Source organism: Uniformispora flossi, assembly GCF_049534875.1.
GTDB classification, from domain to species: Bacteria; Actinomycetota; Actinomycetes; order Streptomycetales; family Streptomycetaceae; genus Yinghuangia; species Yinghuangia aomiensis.
The window spans coordinates 450,616-471,390 of record NZ_JBMULZ010000001.1 but is presented as its reverse complement, the minus strand read 5'-3'; the positions used below and the strand labels follow the sequence as shown (position 1 = coordinate 471,390).

The 20,775-nt window shown below is 72.5% G+C and carries 18 protein-coding genes; 12 read left to right on the top strand and 6 right to left on the bottom strand.

Going from position 1 to position 20,775, the window contains the following annotated elements; genetic code table 11:
- The first annotated feature begins 199 nt into the window (after nucleotides 1-199).
- From ACPA54_RS02115 to ACPA54_RS02105, 3 genes are all read left to right on the top strand, one after another.
- The gene (locus ACPA54_RS02115; RefSeq protein WP_423526154.1) at nucleotides 200-484 is read left to right on the top strand and encodes a TM2 domain-containing protein; all 285 of its coding nucleotides are present in this window, start codon (nucleotides 200-202) and stop codon (nucleotides 482-484) included.
- Nucleotides 477-929, top strand: a complete 453-nt coding sequence (locus ACPA54_RS02110) for a DUF2752 domain-containing protein (RefSeq protein WP_423526152.1) — start codon at nucleotides 477-479, stop codon at nucleotides 927-929. The genes ACPA54_RS02115 and ACPA54_RS02110 overlap by 8 nt, the downstream gene beginning before the upstream one ends.
- Before the next feature lie 719 nt (nucleotides 930-1,648).
- Nucleotides 1,649-2,047 carry a DUF2795 domain-containing protein gene (locus ACPA54_RS02105; RefSeq protein ID WP_423526150.1) on the top strand — a complete coding sequence of 133 codons (399 nt, stop codon included), beginning with the start codon at nucleotides 1,649-1,651 and terminating at the stop codon, nucleotides 2,045-2,047.
- 122 nt (nucleotides 2,048-2,169) lie between these two features.
- Here ACPA54_RS02105 and ACPA54_RS02100 read toward each other — a convergent pair whose 3' ends face one another.
- A complete protein-coding gene (locus tag ACPA54_RS02100; protein ID WP_423526148.1) occupies nucleotides 2,170-4,431 on the bottom strand; it encodes an MMPL family transporter in 2,262 nt (753 codons plus the stop codon).
- 627 nt (nucleotides 4,432-5,058) lie between these two features.
- On the opposite strand from ACPA54_RS02100, the gene ACPA54_RS02095 reads away from it, so the two are divergent.
- From ACPA54_RS02095 to ACPA54_RS02085, 3 genes are read left to right on the top strand one after another with little or no spacing between them, the layout of a single operon-like run.
- Entirely contained in the window at nucleotides 5,059-5,664 is a 606-nt protein-coding gene (locus ACPA54_RS02095; RefSeq protein WP_423526146.1) for a (2Fe-2S)-binding protein, read from the top strand.
- Nucleotides 5,665-5,671: 7 nt separating this feature from the next.
- On the top strand, nucleotides 5,672-6,688 hold the full coding sequence (locus ACPA54_RS02090; RefSeq protein ID WP_423526144.1) for an FAD binding domain-containing protein: 1,017 nt from the start codon (nucleotides 5,672-5,674) through the stop codon (nucleotides 6,686-6,688).
- Nucleotides 6,685-8,871 carry a xanthine dehydrogenase family protein molybdopterin-binding subunit gene (locus ACPA54_RS02085; RefSeq protein ID WP_423526142.1) on the top strand — a complete coding sequence of 729 codons (2,187 nt, stop codon included), beginning with the start codon at nucleotides 6,685-6,687 and terminating at the stop codon, nucleotides 8,869-8,871. Before ACPA54_RS02090 ends, ACPA54_RS02085 begins: the two co-directional genes overlap by 4 nt.
- Here ACPA54_RS02085 and ACPA54_RS02080 read toward each other — a convergent pair.
- The 3 genes from ACPA54_RS02080 to ACPA54_RS02070 all read right to left on the bottom strand — a co-directional run bounded on the left by ACPA54_RS02080 (nucleotide 8,859) and on the right by ACPA54_RS02070 (nucleotide 12,480).
- On the bottom strand, nucleotides 8,859-10,328 hold the full coding sequence (locus tag ACPA54_RS02080) for an MFS transporter (protein ID WP_423526140.1): 1,470 nt from the start codon (nucleotides 10,326-10,328) through the stop codon (nucleotides 8,859-8,861). The genes ACPA54_RS02085 and ACPA54_RS02080 overlap by 13 nt on opposite strands.
- A gap of 246 nt (nucleotides 10,329-10,574) precedes the next feature.
- Entirely contained in the window at nucleotides 10,575-11,489 is a 915-nt protein-coding gene (locus tag ACPA54_RS02075; RefSeq protein ID WP_423526138.1) for a LysR family transcriptional regulator, read from the bottom strand.
- Nucleotides 11,490-11,706: 217 nt separating this feature from the next.
- Entirely contained in the window at nucleotides 11,707-12,480 is a 774-nt protein-coding gene (locus ACPA54_RS02070) for an SDR family oxidoreductase (RefSeq protein ID WP_423526136.1), read from the bottom strand.
- Between the two features lie 423 nt (nucleotides 12,481-12,903).
- Here ACPA54_RS02070 and ACPA54_RS02065 point away from each other — a divergent pair, with 423 nt between their 5' ends.
- Nucleotides 12,904-13,212 carry a hypothetical protein gene (locus tag ACPA54_RS02065; protein WP_423526134.1) on the top strand — a complete coding sequence of 103 codons (309 nt, stop codon included), beginning with the start codon at nucleotides 12,904-12,906 and terminating at the stop codon, nucleotides 13,210-13,212.
- A gap of 4 nt (nucleotides 13,213-13,216) precedes the next feature.
- Here ACPA54_RS02065 and ACPA54_RS02060 read toward each other — a convergent pair whose 3' ends face one another.
- Both ACPA54_RS02060 and ACPA54_RS02055 read right to left on the bottom strand, forming a co-directional pair.
- Nucleotides 13,217-14,140 carry an ROK family protein gene (locus ACPA54_RS02060; protein WP_423526132.1) on the bottom strand — a complete coding sequence of 308 codons (924 nt, stop codon included), beginning with the start codon at nucleotides 14,138-14,140 and terminating at the stop codon, nucleotides 13,217-13,219.
- Between the two features lie 64 nt (nucleotides 14,141-14,204).
- The gene (locus ACPA54_RS02055; protein ID WP_423526130.1) at nucleotides 14,205-15,119 is read right to left on the bottom strand and encodes a GntR family transcriptional regulator; all 915 of its coding nucleotides are present in this window, start codon (nucleotides 15,117-15,119) and stop codon (nucleotides 14,205-14,207) included.
- Nucleotides 15,120-15,413: 294 nt separating this feature from the next.
- Between ACPA54_RS02055 and ACPA54_RS02050 the strand changes: the two genes are divergently transcribed.
- From ACPA54_RS02050 to ACPA54_RS02030, 5 genes are read left to right on the top strand one after another with little or no spacing between them, the layout of a single operon-like run.
- Nucleotides 15,414-16,568: a Gfo/Idh/MocA family protein gene (locus ACPA54_RS02050; RefSeq protein ID WP_423526128.1), complete on the top strand. Its 1,155-nt coding sequence runs from the start codon at nucleotides 15,414-15,416 to the stop codon at nucleotides 16,566-16,568.
- Nucleotides 16,565-17,545, top strand: coding sequence for a sugar phosphate isomerase/epimerase family protein (locus tag ACPA54_RS02045; protein WP_423526126.1), 981 nt, complete (start codon nucleotides 16,565-16,567; stop codon nucleotides 17,543-17,545). Before ACPA54_RS02050 ends, ACPA54_RS02045 begins: the two co-directional genes overlap by 4 nt.
- A gap of 52 nt (nucleotides 17,546-17,597) precedes the next feature.
- Entirely contained in the window at nucleotides 17,598-18,986 is a 1,389-nt protein-coding gene (locus tag ACPA54_RS02040; RefSeq protein ID WP_423526124.1) for an ABC transporter substrate-binding protein, read from the top strand.
- Nucleotides 18,983-19,939, top strand: a complete 957-nt coding sequence (locus ACPA54_RS02035) for a carbohydrate ABC transporter permease (RefSeq protein ID WP_423526122.1) — start codon at nucleotides 18,983-18,985, stop codon at nucleotides 19,937-19,939. Before ACPA54_RS02040 ends, ACPA54_RS02035 begins: the two co-directional genes overlap by 4 nt.
- A 3-nt stretch (nucleotides 19,940-19,942) precedes the next feature.
- On the top strand, nucleotides 19,943-20,773 hold the full coding sequence (locus tag ACPA54_RS02030) for a carbohydrate ABC transporter permease (protein ID WP_423526120.1): 831 nt from the start codon (nucleotides 19,943-19,945) through the stop codon (nucleotides 20,771-20,773).
- Nucleotides 20,774-20,775: the final 2 nt, after the last annotated feature.

Here is a 20,775-nt window from a genome sequence, read left to right as displayed (position 1 = left end):
GTGAGTGGGGTAGGTGAAAACTGCCAACTGGGTGGGAGTGGCAGGTGGGCTTCCCTAATATCAGCGAACCGCCCAGGGAGAAGAAGCGGTTCTTCTCGGTCTGCTGTGACTTCCTGCGCGCTTCTCTGCCGACGATCCCGGCCTCACGCACGGCCAACGTCGGTTACTTAAAGCAACCCTCACGCTTCAGGGAGTCCCCATGTCCTACGCCGCCCCCGGCGCGCCCGTGCCGGACCCGAACGCGCCGTTCGGCTACGACCCCAGCGGTCGTCCGTTCTCGCAGAAGTCGAAGGTCGCCGCCGGCGTCCTTCAGATCCTGCTGGGCACTTTCGGCGCCGGCCGCTGGTACACCGGCCACAAGGGCATGGCGCTCGCCCAGCTGTTCACCTGCGGCGGCCTCGGCATCTGGGCGCTGATCGACGGCATTCTCTTCCTCACCTCGAACGACCGCACCGACAGCAAGGGCTTCGTCCTGCATGGCTGACCGGGCATACGACGCCGGTACGCGCGGCCTGCGGCACAATCGCGCCGGCCGCGCGTACCGGCGTGCCCGTCCCCTCCTCGCGCCGCTCGGCCTCGCCGCCGCTGCCGCCGCAGGCAGCGCATACCTGCTCCTCGGCGCGAACCCGCACGACCCGAACTCCCTGCTTCCGGCTTGCCCGTGGCGCTGGGTCACCGGATTCCAGTGCCCGGCATGCGGCGGCACACGCATGGCGTACGACCTGCTGCACGGCGACCTTGCCGCCGCCTTCACGGACAACCCCGTGCTCCTCGTACTCGGCGTTCCGACCGCCGCTTTCCTCTTCGCCGGCTGGCTGCGCGCCGGCATACGCGGCGAGCGCTACCAAGTACCGATCGGGCGCCACGCCCAGACCGCCATCCTGGCCATCGCCGCGCTGTGGGTCCTGGCCCGAAACCTGGTCATCTGAATGGCTACTGCCGCCCGATGAAAGCGGTGTGGGAACGAGCCGTCCAGCCCGAGGAGTACGTGATCTGGCGAACAGCCCGTCGAACCAGGCACCGCGCGCCGTCATCGTCGTTTACCAGCGCCCGGTCCGCCCGGGCCCGCCTCGCGGAACGACTGCGGGAGTTGCGGCTCGCCTCGTCCGCGTACGCCGCGGGCCTCGGCGTCAACCGGGCCCCCGCGGGCAGGAGTCCCGATTCCACCAAGTCGCCCACGGAAATCCACGGTTCACCCGACATCGCCTGGGCGGGAATCGCCGCCGCCGCGGGATAGCTCGGCGCGTACGACTGCTCACCAAGCAGCTCGAACGCCTCCCGGACCACCTCGGCAATCAACCGCCGCCGCGCCGCAAGGAAGCCCTCGTGCTGACGACCTCTACGAAGAACCGGCCGCCGACCTGAAGGCCCGCCTGGCCGCATTGGCGGAGCCGGAACTCGTGCCGCGTATCGAGATCACCCACATCGACCAGCCGGCGCACCGTGTCACGGGGAAGAACGCCGCTCCGGGCCGGGGCCGGAACCGGGTGGACGACCGGGTGGAGCTGCGGACCTTCTTGCCGCGCCGCCCTGCCGATGCGCCCTGACGTCCCGGACCGTGGCCCCGGCCGGGGTTTCCGACGCGTCGGGACGGAAAGCCGCCTCATCACAGCAACCGCCGGCCGGTGCCACGGAAAGGAAGACGGCAATGCCCGACGACCGAGGCAGTGACAAGCACGGTCCGATGCTGGACGACGCGATGCGGTCCGAGGTCGACAGCGAACTGCGCAGCGGCCACTCGAGCCGCATGCACGAGTGGCGGGAGGCCGAACCCGAGGGCGACGACCAGGCCCCGGCATTCCCGAGAGGCGGACCGCAGCCGGGCAGCAGCGAAGGGCTCACCCCCGCGGACGTCGAGTTCAGGTCCCAGCTCGCACGGCACCTGGACCGGTCCACCTTCCCCGCCGACCGCAACGCCCTCGCCCGCGGCCTGGTCGCGCACCACGCGCCTGATCCGCTGGTGCAGGCCGTCCGCGGGCTGCGCCGCGGCCGGACGTACCGCAACGTCGACGAGGCCGCCCGGGCGATCTTGCACCCGAAGGGCTGAGGCCCGGGAGTTCCTCGAGAACGTCGTCGAGCCGCACGCCGCATCTCGCACGCCGCAATGCCGCAGCCCGGCGGGTCCGGAAGGACCGTCGCCGGGCTGCGGGTGCCGGGGTTTGCGGGAGGTCAGACGCCCGCGGGTTCGCGGTCGCGGTCGTCGTCGGCGGACGGCCGACGCGGTTCCGCGGTGGCGCCGTGGCCGGCGGCGATGTGCTTGCGCAGGCTGTCGCCCTCGACGTCGACGTTCGGCAGGATGCGGTCGAGCCACTTGGGCAGCCACCACGCGGACTTGCCCAAGAGGGCGAGCACGGCCGGGACGAGTGCCATGCGGACGACGAACGCATCGAGGAAGACCGCTGCGGCGAGGCCGAATCCGATCATCTTGATCATCGAATCGGTCGCCCCGATGAAGCCGGCGAAGACCGCGATCATGATGATCGCCGCGGCGGTGACGACGCGGGCGCCGTGCCGGAAGCCGTCGACCACGGCCTCGCGCGGTTTGGCCCCGTGGACGAACGCCTCACGCATGCCGGTGACCAGGAACACCTCGTAGTCCATCGCCAGGCCGAACACCACGCCGACCAGGAAGATCGGCATCATGCTCATGATCGGGCCGGTCTGTTCGACGCCGAAGAGTCCGTTCAGCCAGCCCCACTGGAAGACCATGACCACCGCGCCGAGTGCCGCGGTGACCGACAGGAGGAAGCCGAGGGCCGCCTTGAGCGGTACCAGGATCGACCGGAACACCGCGATCAGCAGCAGGAACGCGAGCCCGACCACCAGGGCCAGGTAGGGGAGCAGCGCGTCGTTGAGCTTCTGCGAGAAGTCGATGTTCAGGGCGGGGGTGCCGCCGACGAGAGTGCGTGCCCCGGTGTCCGAATCGGCCCGCTCGACCACGCTGCGGATGTCGTGGACCAGCGTCTCGGTCTTGGTGTCGCTCGGCCCGGTGGAGGGGGTCACCTGGAAGGTGGCGAGATGGCCGGCACGGTTCTGCACGGCCTCGCCGACGGACGCCACGCCGCGGCCCTTCAGCGTCTCGACCTCGTGGCGGACCGCCTGCACCGCGGCGTCCGGGTTACTGGTCTTGGCGGTGTCGACGACCAGCAGCAGCGGCCCGTTGAAGCCGGGGCCGAAGTTCTCCGCGAGGATGTCGTACGCCTGCCGCTGCGTCGTACTCGTCGGCTTCGCGCCGTCGTCCGGCAGGCCCAGGTTCATGCTCGCCGCGGGCACCGCGATCGCGCCGAGGCCGACGACGGTCGTCAGGAGCACCGCCACCGGGTGGCGGAGCACGAAGCGCGCCCAGCGCGAGCCCATGTTCGGCTTGTCGGCGGCCGGCCGCGTTCCGGCCTCGGCGTGCCGGGCGGCACGCTTGCGGTCCTTGCGTCCGAAGATCCGCTTGCCCGCGAAGCCGAGCAGGGCCGGGACGAACGTCAGCGCGACCAGGACCGCGATCACGACGGTCGACGCGGCGGCCAGACCCATCTCGGTGAGCATGGGGATGTTCACGACGGCCAGACCGGACAGCGCGATCACCACCGTCAGCCCGGCGAAGACCACCGCGGACCCGGCGGTGCCGACCGCCCGCCCGGCGGCTTCCTCGGGCTCCCGGCCCAGCCGCAGCTCGCTGCGGTACCGGGAGACGATGAACAGCGCGTAGTCGATGCCGACCGCGAGGCCGATCATCATCGCCAGCGTCGACGTGCTCTCCGACAGGTCGAACACGCCCGCCAGCGCCGTGATCCCCGCGATGCCGACGCCGACGCCGAGGATGGCGGTCAGCAGCGGGAGGCCCGCGGCGATCATCGCGCCGAACGTGATCGCGAGGACGACGGCGGCAATCGCCACACCGATGATCTCGCCGTTGCCGACGCTCGACTCGGCCTGCAGCGCGTCACCGCCGACCTCGACGGTCAGACCGGCGGCCTTGCCCTGCTGCACGGCGCCTTCGAGCACGTCCCGCGTCGAGTCCTTGAGCAGGTCCGACCCGACCGTGTAGTCCACGGTGGCGTAGGCGGTGGAGCCGTTCTGGCTCACCGTCGCCGCGGAGAACGGGTCGGACATCCCGGCGACCTCAGGGGTGCCCTGGAGGGCGCCCATCGTCTTCTCCACACCGGCCCGGTTCTGCGGCGCGTCGATGCGCTGGCCGTCGGGGGCGCGGAACACGATCCGGGCGGTGGCGCCGCCGCCGGCCGCGTCGGGGCTGCGCTCGTCCAGGAGGTCGATCGCCTTCTGCGCTTCGATCCCGGGTATCGAGAACGGCTTCGCGGCGGGCTTGGACGCGGACGCGGCACCCACGCCGACGGCGACCAGCACGGCCACCCAGAGCAGGAGGACCAGCCGCCTTCGGCGGAACGCCGCGCGTCCGATGCGGTACAGGAATGTGGCCATGGAAGGTGTCTCCGGGTGGTCGAAGGCAGAAGCCCTGGGCGAAGGCAGGCAAGGGGGAGCGCTCCGTGGCGCGGCAGTGCCGCGCACCGGACGGACCGCGGAAATGCCGACGGGTACCGCGGCGGAGGCACGCGGCACGTCGGTGTCGACGGAGCGGAAGTGAAGGAAGGAAAGAGAAGAAGGAAAGGAGTCGAGGGGCGCGGGAACGGCAGCGCGTTCGGCGGACGCGGCCTACGGCCCGGGTCGGGCCGTCATCGACGGGTCAGGCGTTGCCGCGTCTGCCGCGGGTCCGGACGCGCGCCGTGGCCCGGCAGAAGGGCTGCGCGGTGTCGTCGGCGGACCGGCGGTGCGGGTCGTGCATGCGGGAAATCTCCAGAGTGGGCGAATCCGCGGTCGGCCGAGCGGCGACCCGCAGGATTCGTCGGGTGTCGAACTCTGACAAGTATTCCGGCGGATTCCCGCCCGCGGCTCGTCCCGAGGTTCCGAAAGGCACTACTCCCACGGGCGTAGGGCCCTCCGGCCGTACCCTCCGCGCGGTGCGGGCGTGTACGCCGCGACCGGTTCGGGTAGCCGCCACCATTCCGGGCCGCTGGAGCCCGGAGAACCGCGAGCGGTGAGGGAACGACCATGCCCGGAACGCGTGCCGAGGGCGGCGAGGTCGAGGTCGAGCTGCGGGTCAACGGAGAACCGCGGCGGGTGCGCGTCGAGCCGCGGGTCACCCTGCTGGACGCGCTGCGCGAACGCCTCGCGCTTACCGGCCCCAAGAAAGGCTGCGACCTGGGCCAGTGCGGTGCCTGCACGGTGCTCCTCGACGGACGGCGCGTCACGTCCTGCCTCACGTTCGCGGTCATGCACCAGGGCCGCGAGGTCACCACGATCGAAGGGCTGGCCGGCCCCCTGAGCGAACCCCGAAGCGACCCCCGAACCGACGCCCGAAGCGGCCCGAGAAGCGACGCCCGAAACGGCACCGCAGCCGACCCGGAAGCCGACCGGGAAGCCGGATCCGAAGACGCGCTGCACCCGATCCAGCAGGCGTTCGTCGATCACGACGCCTTCCAATGCGGTTTCTGCACGCCCGGCCAGATCATGTCGGCGGTCGCCCTGGCCGACGAGGGGCACCTGGGCGACGACGACGAGATCCGCGAGTGGATGAGCGGCAACCTGTGCCGCTGCGCGGCGTACCCCAACATCGTCGCGGCGATCGCCGCGGTCCGGGACCGGAAAGAACGGTAGGCCACCTGTGCGGCCCTTCTCCTACACCCGTCCCGCCGACCTCGAACAGGTCTGGCGCGAGCACGGTCCGGACACCATGTACATCGCCGGCGGCACCAATCTCGTCGACCTGATGAAGTGCGGTGTCGCCCGGCCCGCACATCTGGTGGACATCGGCGCCCTGCCGCTGGACCGCGTCGAAGCGGACGCGGGGACGCTGCGCGTCGGCGCCCTGGTGCCCAACAGCGACTTGGCCGCCCACCCCGAGGCGCGCCGGATTCCGATGCTCGCGCAGGCGCTGCTGTCCGGCGCGTCGCCGCAGTTGCGGAACCTGGCGACGCTGGGCGGCAACCTGATGCAGCGCACCCGGTGCGGATACCTCAGGGACACCGCGATGCCGTGCAACAAGCGGGTCCCCGGGTCGGGGTGTGCGGCCATGGACGGCGCTCATCACGGCCACGCCGTACTCGGCACGAGCGAGCACTGCATTGCCGTACATCCGTCCGACCTTGCCGTCGCGTTGGCCGCGCTCGACGCGCGCGTGTCCGTCGCGGGGCCGAACGGCGCTCGGGAGGTTCAGGCCGACGCCTTCCACCTGCTACCCGGCGACACTCCGGAGCGCGAAACCGTCCTGGGGCCCGGGGAATTGATCACCGGAGTAGCGATCCCGCTGGAACCCGTCGGAGCGTATTCGCATTACGTGAAAGTGCGCGAGCGCGCGTCGTTCGCGTTTGCCATGGCCTCGGCCGCGGTCGGGCTCGATGTGCGCGACGGGGGGATCCGCGACGCCCGGATCGCGCTCGGCGGCGTCGCCACCGTCCCATGGCGGGCGCGCGCCGCGGAACGCACCCTGATCGGCGCCGCCCCCGATGCGGCGGCGTTCGCCCGCGCCGCCGACGCGGCGACCGAAGGCGCGCGGCCGCGGCGCGACAACGCCGACAAGGTCGGTCTCATCCGCGGGGCCGTCCTCCGGGCACTCCACGCGCTCACCGCCCAACCCCCACCGCCGCCGACGGCGACCCCACGCGACGGAGCGCCCGCATGAACGCGATCGGAGCGCCGTACCCGCGCAGAGACGGCCGCGCGAAGGTCACCGGGGCGGCGCACTACACGGCCGACATCGCCCTGCCCGGCCTCGCGTACGCGACCGTCCGGCAGAGCACCATCGCGAAGGGCCGGATCACGCACACGGACACCGCCGCGGCGGAAGCGGCGCCGGGCGTGCTCGCGGTGCTCACCGCGGCCACCATGCCGCGACTCGTACCGGTGGCGTCGTTCTACTCGGCCGGGGCCGGTCCCGTGGGCGACGGCCGGCTGCCGCTGTCCGACGACCTGGTCCACCATCACGGGCAGCACATCGCGGTCGTCGTGGCCGAGACTCCGGAGCAGGCGACCGCGGGCAGCGAACTCGTCCGGGTCGACTACGACGAGGAAAGCCCGGTCGTCCGCATCGAGGACGCCCGCCCGGAAATGCCGCCGGGACGTGAGGACGTCGTGCGCGGCGACCTGGGCGCCGGACTGGCCTCGGCCGACATCCGCATCGACGCGCACTATGCGACGCCCGCGCAGCACATGAACTCCATGGAGCCCTGCGCGACGACGGCGCACTGGTCCGACGACGGCCGCCTCACCGTGTACGACTCCACCCAGTTCCTCGGCGGCGTCCGGGAGGCGCTCGCCACCGCGTTCGCGTTGCCGCTCGACCGGGTGCGTGTTCTCTCCGAGTTCGTCGGCGGCGGATTCGGCAGCAAGGGCACGGTCTGGCCGCACGTCCTGCTGGCCGCCGCCGCGGCGCGCGTCGTCGGACGGCCGGTCCGCCTGGTACTGACACGTCCCCAGATGTTCACCTCCTGCGGAAACCGGCCCACCACCCGCCAGCACGTCGTCCTCGCCGCCCGGCACGACGGTGTGCTGACCGCGATCGAGCACGAGGCGGTCACCGCCACGTCGCCGGGCGAGAACGTCGTGGAGTCCACCGGAGGCTCGACGCCGATGCTGTACGCGTGCCCGAACGTGACCGTGCGCCAGCGCATCGCCCGCCTCGACATGCCGCCGCCGACCTTCCAACGCGCCCCGGGCCGCGCCCCCGGCTCCTTCGTACTGGAATCGGCCATGGACGAACTCGCCCACGCCCTGGGGCTGGACCCGATCGAACTGCGGCTGCGCAACCACGCCGACACCGACCCGGTGTCCGGCCGCCTGTGGTCCGGCAAGCACCTCAAGGAGTGCTACCGCCTCGGCGCGGAACGGTTCGGCTGGTATCCGTACGACCCCACACCCGGTGCCCGCCGCGACGGCGACCTGCTGATCGGCACGGGCATGGCGACCGCGACCCACGCGATGGACCCCGGCCGCGCGTCGGCGCAGGCCGAACTGCGGGCCGACGGCACGGCGGTGGTCAGTGTGGCCTCGCACGACATCGGCACCGGGACCTACACGGTTCTCGGCCAGATTGCCGCGGATGCCCTCGGGCTGCCCGTCGACCGCGTCGCCGTGCGGCTCGGCGACACCGACCATCCCGAGGCGCCCCCGTCGATCGGGTCGCAGACAGTGGCCCACGTCGGTCCGGCGGTGCGCCGTGCCTGCGAGACGGTCCGCGACGATGTCCTCGCGCGGGCGGCCGCCGACCCCGACTCGCCGTTCCACGGCCGACGGACCGCCGACCTCGACCTGACCGCGGACGCGCTCGCCGCGGAACTGCGCCGCGCCGGCGGCGAGGCGGTGACGGCGGTCGGCCACTACCGGCCGGATGCCGGGACCCCGTACGCCGTCCACTCGTTCGGCGCCCTGTTCGCCGAGGTGGCGGTCGACGCGGTGACCGGAGCGGTGCGTGTCCGGCGACTGCTCGGGGCGTTCGACATCGGCCGCGTCGTCAACCCGCGCACCACGCGCAGCCAGCTCGTCGGCGGCATGACCTTCGGGCTGGCACAGGCGCTCATGGAAGCCACCACGACCGACCCGCTGCGCGGCCACGTGGTGGAACCGCACTTCGCCGGCTACCACATCCCGGTCAACGCCGACATCGCCGACGTCGACGTCCTGCTCGTTGACGTGCCCGATCCCCACATCAGCGACCTCGGCGCCCGCGGCGCGGGCGAGATCGGCGTCGTGGGCTCCGGCGCCGCGATCGCCAACGCCTACTTCCACGCCACGGGTATCCGGGCCCGCGAACTGCCCATCACTCCCGCGCGTTTCGTTGCGGAGGGGAGCGCGCGTCAGGGCGCCTGATCCGCGAGCGGTGTGTGCTCACCGGAAGGCGCGCCATCGGGACGGGGTTCGGCCTTGCCCGGGGTGCGGTGGCGGTCGTTCCGCGGGATCACCAGGGCCAGGACCAGACCCGCGGCGCAGCCCGCGAGGCCGATGGACAGCACGGTGACGAACGCGGATTGCGTCGGCGCGCTGGGGCCGCCCGGGAAGTCGCGGGTGCCGTTCGCCAGCACCGCGCCGGTGATGGCGGCGCCGATGGCGGTGCCGGTGGAGCGCATGAGGCTGTTGAGGCCGGTCGCGGCGGCGGTGTCCTCGGCCGGTACCGCGCCGATGACGAGCGCGGGCATGGCGGCGACGGCCAGGCCGATGGCGAAGGAGATCACGCAGGTGGCCATCAGGACGTGCCACGGTCGGCCGAGCAGCCAGGGGGCGGCGGCGTAGGCGACGCAGAGCAGGCCCGCGCCCGCGACGAGCGAAGTCCGGGGGCCGTGCGCGCGGGACAGGCGGCTCGACAAGGACGCGGCGGTCATCGTGGCCACTCCGGCCGGCATGAGGACGAGGCCGGAGACGGCCAGGGAAAGGCCCATCCCGTAGCCGGTGGCCTCGGGCATCTGCAGGATCTGCGGCCACACCAGGCTCTGGACGTACATGCCGAAGCCGACGACCAGCGTGGCCGCGTTGATCGTCAGGAGGCGCCGTCCGGAGGCCCGCCGCAGGTCCACCAAGGGCTCGCGGGTCCGCAGCTCCCAGACCGCCCACAGACCCAGCACCAGCACGCCGCCGGTGCCGAGGCCCGCCACCGTGGGGCTGGTCCATCCCCAGTCCCGGCCTTTGCTCACCACCAGCAGGAGCGACCCGAGTCCCGCGCACAGTCCCGCCGCACCCAGGCCGTCGAAGCTGCCGCTGCGGCGGCCCGGCCGGGCCGGGACGACGCGGGTGACGGCCGCGGCGCACAGGAGCCCGAGCCCGGCGGTGACCCAGAACATCACGTGGTGGTTCGCGGTCTGGACGACGAAAGCCGCGACCGGAAGCCCGAACGCATAGCCGGCGCCGCTGGCCGCGCTGATCATGCCGACGGCGGAACCGAGCGCCGCGGCGGGAAGCTCCTCGCGGGCGATGCCGATGGACAGCGACACCACGCCGAAGGCCGCGCCTTGCAGGGCACGTCCGGCGATCATCGGCGCGAGCGAGTCCGCGAGGGCGCAGACGACCGATCCGCAGGAGAGCAGGAGGAGGGACGCCAGCAGGAGCCGGCGGCGGCCGTACATGTCGCCCAGGCGCCCGGCGATGGGATTGGCCAGTGCGCCGGTCAGGAGGGTGACCGTGATGACCCAGGACGTGTCCGCGGGGGCTGCGTGGAGCAAGTGGGGGAGGTCGTGGAGCAACGGGACGACGAGGGTCTGCATGACCGAGACGACGACGGCGCACGCCACCAGGACGGGGACGAGGGCCCGGGGCCGACCGGCGGGTTCGTGCATCAGGTCGCCTCCGGGCGCCGCCTGACGGTGCGTCAGGATTCGGTGGTGTCCCGGCAGTCCTACCGGCCCAGGGGCGCCGCATCAACAGCGCCGTGTCCTGCTGTGCGGGCTCTGACCTGGGCATATATCGGCCGCGGTGATGAGTCGGGCTGCCTTGCCGCGGCTTGCGGCGCGACCGACCGGCGTGATCGATCGCCGTGATCGATCGGTGGGGACGATCAATCGGTGGGGCGGCCGTGGTGAAGGTCACGCCCCGACCGGCCGGAGGCCCTCCGTCTCCGCGAACAGCGCCGTGACCACGCGGACGAAGCCCGGCAGCGCCGGATGGCGCTCGTCGACGCGCCACACCAGGTGCCGGTCCAGGCCCGGCACGGCCTCGGCGATCGGCACGTACCGGACGCCGGGAATCGGCTCCCGGCGCGCCTGGTGCTCGAACACGATGCCGACGCCGAACCCGGCCAGGACCCGCGCGGCGACGTTGTCCCCGCCGACCACGGTGCCGGCCGGGGCCACGGGCTTGCCGGTCCGGCGCAGCGCCTCGGCGAAGCGGTCGTACAGCTTGGGGTTGATCTCCCGAGGCCAGCCGATCAGGGGCTCGTCGGCGATCGCGCCGAGCGGGACCTCGGCTTCCCGGCCGAGCGGGTGCCGGTCCGGCAGGACCGCCACCAGCCGTCCGTGCTGGACGACGGTGGACGCGAACGTGTCGTCGAGTTCCGGGGTCCAGCACAGGGCCGCGTGCAGGCGGCGGTCCCGCAGCAGCTCCATCTGACGCAGTGTCGGCAGCTGTCGGAACGTCGGAACCGCGGTCGGCGAAAGCCGGCGCAGCGCGGGGACGGCGCGGGAGACCAGCATCTGCCCGAGCTCGGGAGGACAGCCGACGACGAGTTCCTCGGTCTGTTCGCGTGCGAGGGCCCGGGCCCGCTCGTAGGCCGAGGCCAGGGCGTCGTATGCCGCGCGGGCCTCGGGCAGGAACGCCTGCCCGACCACGGTGAGCCGGACGAGCCGGGTGTGGCGCTCGAACAACGGCGCCCCCAGGTCGCGCTCCAGCCCGCGCACGGCCTGGCTGACCGTGGACTGGGCGAGCGACAGCGCGTCGGCCGCCCGGCCGAAGTGCAGGTGGTCGGCGACGGCGAGGAAACACTCCAGCCTGCGGATGTCCATGGGCGTCCTCTCCGCTCTGTCCGGCGGCAATCTACCGGGGCGGAAAGGGCGGCCGCCCCGGTGCCGGGCCACCCTGGCGGCCGGTCGGGGCCGGCGGGCGGCCGCCGCTGTCGTCGGGGATGCGGATCGTCGGCGGGTGCCCGGTGATGCCGGGGCCGTCGACGATCCGCGCCGTGGGTCGGGTGCGGCAGCGCGGGACAAGTTGCGTCGGTCCCGCTCAGGCGTCGGCCAGCCAGGCTTCGAAGGTCGGGCCGGCGAGCCGGGCGTGCGGTCCGGGGAGGAGGGCGCCGCTTTCCAGGAGGTCGCGGTCGGGGGTGTTCGGGTCGCTGACCTCGACGACGTCGACGGTTTCGCCGCGGGCGGCGTAGACGAGCTTGGCGACCTCGGCGAGGTTCTCCTCACGCGGTCCGGCGATCTCGGGGAACGGGCGCTGCGGGGTGGCGCTTTCGGGGGCGGGGCCTTCGGCGAGGTCGGCGAGGGCTTCGGCGACGGCCGAGGCGGCGACGAGCTGGGTGCGCATGACGGGGACGTAGGCGGTGTCGCCCTGGCGACCCCAGCTCACCAGGAGTTCGACGAATTCGTGGAACTGCGCGGCGCGCAGGATCTGGACGGGCAACGGGCCTGCCGTCAGGGCGTTTTCGTGGACGACCTTGGCGCGGTTGTAGCCGCCGGTCGACTCGTCGATGCCGATGATCGACACTGAGACGATCCGGGCGACGCCGGCCGCGGCGCCCGCCTCGTGCAGGTTCTCCGCGGACGCGGTGAAGAACGCGACGGCTTCCTTCTCGTCCGGGGACGGCGTGCTGGCGGTGTCGACGACGATCTCGACACCGGCGAGTGCGTCGGCCAGGCCCTTGCCGGTGACCACGTCGACGCCTGTGGCGCGCGACAGCGCCACCACATCGTGGCCGCGCTCCTCGAGAATCCGGACGACGTGGCTGCCCAGGCGGCCGGTCGCACCCACAACGGCGATCTTCTTCGGCTCGGACATGGCGGTTCTCCTCGGTGCTCGCTGGTGCTCGCGGGGCGCGAACGGGGTTCCGCCCCCGTTCCCGTTTTTGTTCGACGCAGCACTGACGGATGCGGTGCGGACGATGTGACAGGCGCGCCGAATATCTTTCGTGGCGCATCCCCGATCGCGGCCGCCATCCGCACGGACGCCACTCGGGGCGCCTCCCGGGCGACACCGACCCCGAGACGCCGGCGGCGTTCTACGCCGCCGTGATCCAGGGCATGAATCAGCAGGCCTGCGACGGAGCTTCGCGCCAGGTCCTGGAAGCGGTGGCGGAATCGGCCATGCGGGCCTGGCCGGACACGAAGGCGTGACAATCACGCACACGTTTGAGTCAGCCGGTTCTCCGTGCGGCACCGCGCTTGCATCCTGGACATCAGGATGCGGGCAACGGGGGTGCGCGTGGATACAGCGTGCGGGTGTGCCGGGGCGTTGTGGCTGCTCGACCCCGTCGTCATCGTGGCACTGTTCGTTGTCGGCGCGGTGCTGGCCGTGTTCCTGCTCCTCGTGCTGATCGCGCTCGCGTACGGAATGACGCTGTCGGGCGGTACGGCCGTGCGTGGCGCGGTGCGTCACGTGCGGCAGCAGGGCGAAGCCGACGAAGCCCACGACGAGGACGACCCCGACGAGCCGCCCCCGCTCCCGATGTTCACGTGGTACGAGGAGACGGCAGACACGTCGCGTCGCCCGCGCTTCGGCCGGTCGAGCTGAGCGGTCAGCGTGCGCCGGGCAGCAACGCCGCCCCGATCAACCCCGCGTCCGGCCCGAGTTCGGCGCGGCGGAGCGGCGGCGGCCCCGGGCGGGCGGCGGTGAGCGCCGTATAGGTGCGGGTGAGGGCCGCGGAGACCGGGCCGTCGGTGGTGCCGAGGCCGCCGCCGAGGACGACCGCACGGGGGTCGAGGAGGCGGACCACGGCGGCGAGGACGGTGCCGAGGGCGCGGCCGGCGGTGTCGAGGACGGCCGCGGCGTCGGGGTCGCCGTCGGCGGCGAGGGCCGTGACTTCCCGGGCGCCGGGGGTGGGGGTGCGGCCCAGGGCGGTGTAGCGGTCGCCGATGCCGCGGCCGGAGGCGAACTGTTCGAGGTTGCCGGCGAAGTCGGGGGCGACCGAGGCGGGGACTTCGAACTCGCCGAGGGCGATGGCTTCGCCGCGGGCGCCGGGCCAGACCGTGCGGTCGACGACGAAGGCCGACGACAGGCCGGTGCCGAGGGAGACGTACAGGAAATCGCCGAGGTCGCGACCGGCGCCGTGTGCGGCTTCGCCGAGTGCGCCGCAGCGGACGTCCGAGCCGACGGCGCGGGGGACGTCTTCGAGGCCGGCGGCCTTGAGCGCGGTGTCCAGGGTGTCGAGAGGCTGGTCGTCCCAGGCGAGGACTTCGCGGCTGGTCACCAGGCCGTCGGCGGCGACGTACTCGGGCAGGCCGACGCCAAGGCCGGCGACGTCGAGGCCGCGGGCGGCGGCCTCCGCCAGCAGGTCGGCGATCGCGGCGGTGGTGCCGGCGAGGCCGGGGTCGCGGAGGCGGCCCGCGGTCGCGGTGCGGCGTTCGCGGCGCAGGACGATCGTGCCGTCGGCGGCGACCAGCCCGGCGGCGATCTTGGTGCCGCCGACGTCTATGCCCGCGGTGACGGTCGTGCTGTGCATGGTGGCTCTCCGGGCGGGTGGGTCCGGACCCCGCGGTCCGGCAGGCAGGCGGATCGGGCGGGGGTCAGGCGCCGCGCAGCAGCGTCGCCTCGAAGCGGTACGCGTCGCCGCGGTAGATCGCGCGGCCGAGGAGGACCGGGGTGTCGGTCTGGTCGTGCGTGATCTCGTCGCAGACCAGGACCGGGCTGCCGAGGGGGATGCCCAGCAGGTCGGCTATGCGGTGGTCGGCGGCCTCGGCGTGGGCGGTGTAGGCGCTGCGCATGACGTGCACGCCACTGTCCTCAAGAAGGGAGAAAAGGGATATATCAGTCAAATCAGATGAGGCGACGGTGTCTTGTGCGCGCGCCAGCACCGTGGTGTCGACGCACACCGGCACGTTTTCGAGCCCGCGTACGCGCACGATCTCCACGACCGGGGAGGCGGGTGCCGCACGCAGCCGCTGGGCTTCCTCGTAGGTCGCCGAACGCAGTTCGCAGGACAGCACCTGGGCGCTGGCGGTCAGGCCGCGGGCCCGGGCGACCTCGCTGAAGCTCTTGAGCACGCTGGGGGGTTCGCTGACCATGTCGGCGCGGACGAACCAGCCGCGCTGGGCCGACGCGTGGACGCGGCCCTCGGCCTCCAGGATCGCGAGGGCGAGGCGCAGGCTGCTGCGGCTGACCCCGACCCGCTTGGCCAGCGCCCGCTCGCCGGGCAACTGGCTGCCGGGCAGCCAGACGCGCTGGTCCAGCAGGCGGGAAAGCTGCTGGTGGGCGAGCTGCACAGCCGGGCCGGCCGAAGCCAGGGGCGGTGGTCCGGTCTGCACGTCGGCGGCCTCGGCTGCCGGGCCGCCCGGAACGGGTCCGCCCGACGCCGCGCCCGCGGGTATCGCCGGCGCCGGCACGGCTGCCCCGTCCGCGCGGCTATCGCCGTGCCCCGGCGGGGAGTTCCGGTCGCCTTCCGAGTCCCCCATGCGCCGGTCGAGCGCCTCGTTGGTGGTCATGAGCGGGGACTGTACCAGGCTGACCAATCGTCAGACCAGATGTGAATGTGGTCCAATCTCTGGACTAACTGGTCTGAGGTGGTGCAGGATCACCGAGGCGCCAGGAAGCGGAACATCCGATTCCGGAAATCCCCCCGCCGCCCGCACCCGCGGCGCGGCCCCGGTGGACCGTCCTCCGGAAGAGGCCCGCTTCCCGGCGTCCGCGGCATCCCGCGCGGTGCCGCCACCGCAACGACACCCGCCGCGGCCGGACCGCCCGGGTCGTCCCGTAACGCAGGAGCCGAGGAAGCCTCTATGCCGGTACGTCAGCCCGTCCGTCTCGCCGTCGTCGGCGCCGGGACGATCTCGCAGTCGGTCCACCTGCCGGCCGTACACCGTCTCGCGGCGCTGTTCGAGCTCGCCGCCGTCTGCGACCTGTCCCCGTCGCGCGCCGCCGCCGTCGCCGCACGCAACGGCGTGGGGGTCCGCGGCACCAGCGACTACGCCGAGATCCTCGCCGCGCCCGACGTCGACGCCGTCCTGCTGGCCACCCCCGGCACGCACGCCCGCGACGCCCGCGCCGCCCTGGAGGCCGGCAAGCACGTCCTCGCCGAGAAGCCCCTGTGCCTGACCACCGCCGAGGCCGCCGAGCTGGGCGCGCTCGCCGAGTCCAACGGCCTCGTGCTGCAGGTCGGCTACATGAAGATGTACGACCCGCTCACCGAGGTGGCCGCCGCCGAGCTGGCCGCCCTGGACACCCCGCGTACCGTCCGGGTCACCGTGCTGCACCCGGCGGACGAGCCGCAGGTCGAGCACCTGCGCATGGCGACGCCCGCCGACGACGCCGACATGTCCGTCGTCGAGGCGGCCATGGCCTACGAAGCGGAGCGCACCGCCGAAGCCCTTGGCGACGTCCCCGCCGAGCTGGCCCGCTACTACCGCGACGTGCTCAACGGCTCGGTCATCCACGAGCTGTCCGTGCTCCGCGCCCTCGGCTTCACGCTGCCGGACACCTTCGAGACCGCCGAGCTGTGGCCGTGGCCGGTCGACGGCGAGCCGCCGTGCCTGCTGGCCACCGCCCCGCTCGGCGCGGACGGCGCGGCCCGCCTGGTGCTGAACTGGAACTGGCTGCCCGACCACCCGGACTACGGCGAGGAGATCGCCGTCCTCGCCCGCGACGGGCGGCTGCACCTGGACATGGCCGCGCCGTACCTGACCGACGTGCGCAGCTCGCTGCGCGTCGAGCGGGCCGCGGACGGCGTGCGCCGCGACAGCGTGGTGCGCACCGGCTACGACACCGGCTTCGTCCGCCAGCTCGAGGAATTCGCGTACGCGGTACGCGACGGCGCCCCGGTGCGTTCCGGCGCGGCCGGCGCCGCCGAGGACATCCGCTGCCTCCAGGCCCTGCTCGCCGCCCTCGCGGCCCGCGCGGGCGTCACCGTCGGCGGCGAAGCGGGAGGTGCCGCATGAGCTCCGACCCGAAGCCCGTGGTCGACGCGCGCGCCAACCGGCCCGCGAACCTCCCCGACGGCATCCGCCTCGGCAACGCCCCCGTCAGCTACGGCGTCTACGGCGAAGCCGCGGGCGGCGACGGCACCTCGCCCGAGGCGCTCCTGAAGTCGATGGCCGAAGCCGGCTACGAAGGCAGCGAACTCGGCCCGCCCGGATTCTTCGGCACCCCCGACGAGACCGCCGCGCTGTTCGCCACGTACGGCCTGGCCCCGGTCGGCGCCTACATCCCCGTGCACTACGCCCTCGGCGACGACGTCGTCGCGTACGACATGGCGCGCATGGAGCAGACCTGCCGCGAACTCGCCGCGTGCGCCGAGAAGTCCGGCGAGGAGCCGCTGGCCATCCTCGCCGACGAGGGCAGCGAGGCACTGCTGCACAACCCGGCCCGGCCGTGGGACGACCGTTCCCTCGCGCTCGACCCGGCCGGGTGGGACCGGCTCGCCGCACTCTCGGCCAAGGCCGTGGAGTTGGCGCGCCGCTATGGGCTGCGCCCGTCGTTCCACCCGCACATCAGCACCTTTATCGAGTCCCCGTGGGAGGTCGACCGCCTCCTCGAACTCACCGAAGTCGGCATCACCCTCGACATCGCCCACCTCCAGCTCGCCGGCGGCGACCCCGTCGCGTGCCTGGACAAGTGGCGCGACCGCATCAACCACGTGCACGTCAAGGACGTCGACACCGGCGTCCTGACCCGCGCGAAGGCCGCCGGGCGCACCGACTTCGACGAGTGGTGGGCGGACGTGTGCGTGCCGTTCGGCCGCGGCGACGTCGACATCGACGCGTTCCTCGCCGACCTCCTGCGCGGCGGCTACCGGGGCTGGCTGCTGGTCGAACAGGACCGCGCCCCGACACCCGCCGACGAATACCCCGCGGTCGCCGCCGAGCAGGCCGCGAACCTCGCCTGGCTGGCGGACAAGGTCGCCGCCCACGCCTGACCCTCCCTCCCGGAGCCCGCCTCCGGAAGAGTCTCCGAACGGAGCAAGGACCATGAAGAAGCTGCGCTTGACCGGGGCCGTGGGGGCAGCCCTGGCCGGCCTGCTGGTGGCCGGCTGCGGCGTCCCCGGCGCCGGGACCACCGCGTCCTCCGGGTTCGACGGCCCGCGCATCACCGAGCGGGTCACCCCCGAGGACGTCGCCAAGCTCGGCGACACCACCCTCCGCGTGCTGGCCGACGCCGGCGAGGAGGACACCCTCAACGCCCTCGTGCCGCTGTACGAGAAGAAGTACCCGAACGTGAAGGTCAAGGTCACCACCAAGGGCTTCGACGACCTGATGAAGACGGTCGTCAACACCCTGTCCGGCGACGACGCCCCCGACCTCGCGCAGGGCAACCAGGGCTACGGCACCGACGGCCCGCTCGTCAAAGCCGGGCTGATCCGGCCGCTCGACGACGTGCTGCGCACCTACGGGTGGGAGAACTTCCTGACCGACGGCACGCTCAAGCAGTGGCGCTGGTCGGCCGGCGGCACGATCTTCGGCGCGGGCAGCCTGTACGGCATATCCCCGGTCACCGAGTACGTCGGCGTCTTCTACAACACCGACAAGCTCGCCAAGCTCGGCATCGAGCCGCCCAAGACCTACGCGGAGTTCACCGCCGCGCTGGACAAGGCCAAGGCGGCCGGCGAACAGCCCCTCATGCTCGGCAACGCCGAGAAGTACCCGGCGAGCCAGGTCATCGGCCTCGTGCAGGCGCAGAATACCCCCAGCCGCGACATCCGCAGCTGGCTGGCCGGGGTGCCCGGCTCGGCGATCACCGACGCCGGCACCGTCGACGCCGCCCGGACCGTGCAGGACTGGGCGGGGCGCGGCTACTTCGGACCCGGCTACAACGGCATCAGCGCGGACGACGCGGCCGCCAAGTTCGCCCAGGGCCAAGGCGTCTTCTACGTCGCCGGGTCCTGGAACGCGCCGAGCCTGCAGGAGAGCATGAACGGCCGCGTCGGCTTCACCCTGCCCACCCGCCCGGACGGCACCCGCGCCACGGTCGGCTCGATGGGCCTGGGCTGGCACATCGGCACCAAGACGAAGAACCTGACCGCCTCGGTCGCGTTCCTCGACATGCTGATGAGCGACGAGTTCGCGCAGAACCTCACCGACGTCGGCCGCACCCCCGTCACCGGACACGGCACCGTCAAGGCGGCCAGCCCGGTCGTCGAGCAGGTCAACGGCATCGGCACCAAGCTGCTCGCGGACGACGGCCAGAACTTCTACCTGGACTGGGCGTCGACCACGATGTACGACACGGTCGGCGCGAAGACCCAGGACCTGCTGGACCGGCGCACCAGCCCGGAGGGCTTCGCCACCGGACTCCAGGACGACTGGAAGGCGTTCCAGCAGAAGCAGCGCGAGGACGCCGCCGCCGGGGCCGGATCATGACCGCGGTCACCGAGGCCCGCACCGCCGCCTCCACCCCGGAGGCGGAGGTGCCGGCCCGGCCCCGCAAAGGCGCGGTCGCCGCGTGGGCCTCGCGGCAGTACTGGCCCGCCTACCTCTACCTGCTGCCCGGCGCCGTGTTCTACGTGCTGTTCGTGCTGCGGCCGCTCGGCCAGACCGCGTGGATCTCGCTGTTCCGCTGGGACGGCCTCACCGAGGGCCGCTGGGCGGGGCTCGACAACTACCGCGACCTGTTCCACGACGGACGCATCCCGTCCGCGCTGGCGCACTCGCTCGTGTTCGTCGTCGCCTACGCGTTCCTGCCCGTCGCGCTCGGACTGGTACTCGCGGGGCTGATGTCCCGCATCAAGGTGCGCGGCCTGACGTTCTTCCGCGCGGTGCTGTTCCTGCCGCAGATCCTCGCCACCGTCGTCGTCGCCGTGTCGTGGCGCTGGATCTACGACATCGACGGCCCGCTCAACGCGGCGCTGCGCGCGGTCGGCCTCGGCGGCCTCACCCGGGCCTGGCTCGGCGACTACGACACGGCGCTGCCCGCCGTGGCCGTGGTCGGCACGTGGGTCATGTACGGCCTGTGCATGGTCCTGTTCCTGGCCGGCGTGCAGAAGATCCCCACCGAGCGGTACGAGGCGGCCCGCCTCGACGGCGCCGGCCCGATCCGCGAGTTCTTCGCGGTGACGCTGCCCGCACTGCGCGGCGAAATCGCCATCGCGCTGGTGCTCACCATCACGTACGCGCTGCGCAACTTCGACCTCGTCTGGAACACCACCGCGGGCGGCCCCGGCACGTCGACGACGGTGCCCAGCGTGTTCATCTACCAGGGCGCCTTCATCACGCGCGAGGTCGGCGGCGCCGCCGCGATCAGCGTGTGCCTGACCGCCGTCGTGCTCGTGGTGACCGGCGTCGTCATGCGCCTCGTCCGCGGAAAGGAGGACTGAGCCGTGCCCACCAACCGCCGTCACACCGTCATCGGTCACGCGATCCTCGTCATCGCGGCGATCGTCGCGCTCTACCCCTTCGTGTCCGTGCTGCTCCTGGCGTTCAGCGAACCGGGCACCAAACGCAGCGGGTTCACCATCCCGAAGTCGCTCAGCTTCGACAACTTCAGCGAGGCGTGGCACCGCGGGCTGTTCTCGCACGCGCTCACGTCCAGCCTGATCGTCGCGGTCGCCGTCGTGGTGGGCACGATCGTGCTGGCCACGCTCGCCGGATACGCCTTCGCGTTCTTCCCGTTCCCCTTCAAGGGGCTGTTCCTGCTGCTGCTGTTGGTGGGGCTGGTCATGCCGTACGAGGCGACCGTCATCCCGCTGTACTACCAGCTCAAGGACTGGCACCTGACCAACACGTACTGGGCGCTGATCCTCCCGCAGATCGGGCTGTCACTGCCGTTCGCGGTGTTCTGGATGCGCACCTTCTTCGTGTCGACGCCGGCCGCGCTGCGCGAAGCCGCCTCGGTGGACGGCGCCTCGAAGTTCCGGGTGCTGCGCTCGATCCTGCTGCCGATGGCGATCCCGGCGATCGGAACCCTGGCCACGCTGCTGTTCCTGTTCGCGTGGAACGAGTTCCTGCTCGCGCTCGTCCTGGTGCCGGACAACCCCGACGTGCAGACCGCCCCACTGTCCCTGTCCTTCTTCGCGGGCAACCGCCGCAACAGCGACCCGGGTGTCACCGCGGCCGCCGCGGTCCTGGTCGCCCTGCCGATCCTCATCAGCTACATCGCTCTCCAGCGCCGCATGATCAGCGGCATGCTCGCGGGCGCCGTCAAGGAGTAAGC

What these genes read in the sequence shown, in the direction of transcription:
- ACPA54_RS02115 (WP_423526154.1), top strand. Translation starts at nt 200, where the DNA reads ATGTCCTACGCCGCCCCCGGCGCGCCCGTGCCGGACCCGAACGCGCCG.
- ACPA54_RS02110 (WP_423526152.1), top strand. Translation starts at nt 477, where the DNA reads ATGGCTGACCGGGCATACGACGCCGGTACGCGCGGCCTGCGGCACAAT.
- ACPA54_RS02105 (WP_423526150.1), top strand. Translation starts at nt 1,649, where the DNA reads ATGCCCGACGACCGAGGCAGTGACAAGCACGGTCCGATGCTGGACGAC.
- ACPA54_RS02100 (WP_423526148.1), bottom strand. Translation starts at nt 4,431, where the DNA reads ATGGCCACATTCCTGTACCGCATCGGACGCGCGGCGTTCCGCCGAAGG.
- ACPA54_RS02095 (WP_423526146.1), top strand. Translation starts at nt 5,059, where the DNA reads ATGCCCGGAACGCGTGCCGAGGGCGGCGAGGTCGAGGTCGAGCTGCGG.
- ACPA54_RS02085 (WP_423526142.1), top strand. Translation starts at nt 6,685, where the DNA reads ATGAACGCGATCGGAGCGCCGTACCCGCGCAGAGACGGCCGCGCGAAG.
- ACPA54_RS02080 (WP_423526140.1), bottom strand. Translation starts at nt 10,328, where the DNA reads ATGCACGAACCCGCCGGTCGGCCCCGGGCCCTCGTCCCCGTCCTGGTG.
- ACPA54_RS02075 (WP_423526138.1), bottom strand. Translation starts at nt 11,489, where the DNA reads ATGGACATCCGCAGGCTGGAGTGTTTCCTCGCCGTCGCCGACCACCTG.
- ACPA54_RS02070 (WP_423526136.1), bottom strand. Translation starts at nt 12,480, where the DNA reads ATGTCCGAGCCGAAGAAGATCGCCGTTGTGGGTGCGACCGGCCGCCTG.
- ACPA54_RS02060 (WP_423526132.1), bottom strand. Translation starts at nt 14,140, where the DNA reads ATGCACAGCACGACCGTCACCGCGGGCATAGACGTCGGCGGCACCAAG.
- ACPA54_RS02055 (WP_423526130.1), bottom strand. Translation starts at nt 15,119, where the DNA reads ATGACCACCAACGAGGCGCTCGACCGGCGCATGGGGGACTCGGAAGGC.
- ACPA54_RS02050 (WP_423526128.1), top strand. Translation starts at nt 15,414, where the DNA reads ATGCCGGTACGTCAGCCCGTCCGTCTCGCCGTCGTCGGCGCCGGGACG.
- ACPA54_RS02045 (WP_423526126.1), top strand. Translation starts at nt 16,565, where the DNA reads ATGAGCTCCGACCCGAAGCCCGTGGTCGACGCGCGCGCCAACCGGCCC.
- ACPA54_RS02040 (WP_423526124.1), top strand. Translation starts at nt 17,598, where the DNA reads ATGAAGAAGCTGCGCTTGACCGGGGCCGTGGGGGCAGCCCTGGCCGGC.
- ACPA54_RS02035 (WP_423526122.1), top strand. Translation starts at nt 18,983, where the DNA reads ATGACCGCGGTCACCGAGGCCCGCACCGCCGCCTCCACCCCGGAGGCG.